Below are 1,197 nucleotides of genomic sequence, written 5' to 3'. Positions count from 1 at the left end.
GGTAATCCCCCCGGAAAAGAAGTGAATTTGAAAGTAGAATTTTCTCCAATCGAAATTGAGGAAGTTTTACATGAAGAAGTCGCGTTTTTCGGAAAGCCAGATTATTGCCATCCTTAAGCAAGCAGAAGCGGGCACGCCGGTGCCGGAACTGTGTCGTGAGCATGGCATGAGTTCAGCCCTGTTCTACCGGTGGCGCAGCAAATATGGCGGCATGGATGCGTCGATGATGGCGCGGATGAAGGAGCTCGAGGAAGAGAACCGGCGTCTGAAGAAGATGTACGCCGAAGAACGCCTGAAGGCTGAGATTGTGGCGGAGGCGCTGGCAAAAAAGTGGTAGCGCCATCTCGTCGTCGGGAGATGGCGCAAAAAGCAGTCAACGACAAGGCAGTGAGTATCCGGCTGGCCTGTACAGCCTTTGGCATCAGCCAGACCTGCTACCGGTACCAGGCGAAGCTGTCATCAGAGAATGCCGAGATTGCCGACTGGCTGATACGGTTGACGGCCAACCAGCGCAACTGGGGCTTTGGGTTGTGCTTTCTGTATCTTCGCAACGTTAAGCACTTCGGCTGGAACCACAAGCGGGTGTACCGGATTTACCGGGAGCTGGAGCTGAACCTGCGCATCAAGCCAAAGAAACGACTGGTACGGGAGAAGCCGGAACCGCTGGCTGAACCGAAGCAGATCAATGATGGTTGGTCGATGGATTTCATGCATGACCAGCTATCCGACGGCCGTAGCATCCGCTTATTCAACGTGATTGATGACTTCAACCGGGAAGGCCTGGGTATCGAAGTGGACTTCTCGCTGCCGTCAGAGCGGGTGATTCGTTCGCTGGAGCAAATCATTGAGTGGCGCGGCAAGCCCAGGCGCATACGCTGTGACAATGGCCCGGAATACGTTAGTGCTGGGCTTGCTGTGTGGGCGCAACGTCGCGGCATTCACCTCGAATTCATCCAGCCTGGTAAGCCGCAGCAGAATGCCTATGTCGAACGATACAACCGCACAGTCCGATATGACTGGCTGGCCCATTACCTGTTCGATAGCATCGCGGACGTCCAGGACTACGCTACCCGCTGGCTATGGACCTATAATCACGAACGCCCCAACATGGCCATCGGAGGCATCACCCCAAAACAGAAACTGGCCCTGGCCGCATAGTCTCTACTCTCAAGTCGCTTTAAAAATGGGGGGATTACC

At 54.9% G+C, this 1,197-nt stretch carries 1 protein-coding gene; it reads left to right on the top strand.

The genetic code is table 11. The features are described 5' to 3' along the window. Positions 1–70: 70 nt before the first annotated feature. Positions 71–1,158, top strand: a protein-coding gene (locus IXC47_RS19295; protein ID WP_195876772.1) for an IS3 family transposase whose coding sequence is annotated in 2 segments (ribosomal slippage) — positions 71–332 and positions 332–1,158 — 1,089 coding nt in all. Because the reading frame shifts where the segments join, the coding sequence is not laid out codon by codon here. Positions 1,159–1,197 lie beyond the last annotated feature (39 nt).

This window comes from Herminiimonas contaminans (genome assembly GCF_015645465.1).
Lineage (GTDB): Bacteria > Pseudomonadota > Gammaproteobacteria > Burkholderiales > Burkholderiaceae_D > Oxalicibacterium > Oxalicibacterium contaminans.
The sequence above is the reverse complement of the archived record's forward strand: the minus strand, read 5'-3'. Positions and strand labels throughout refer to the sequence as shown.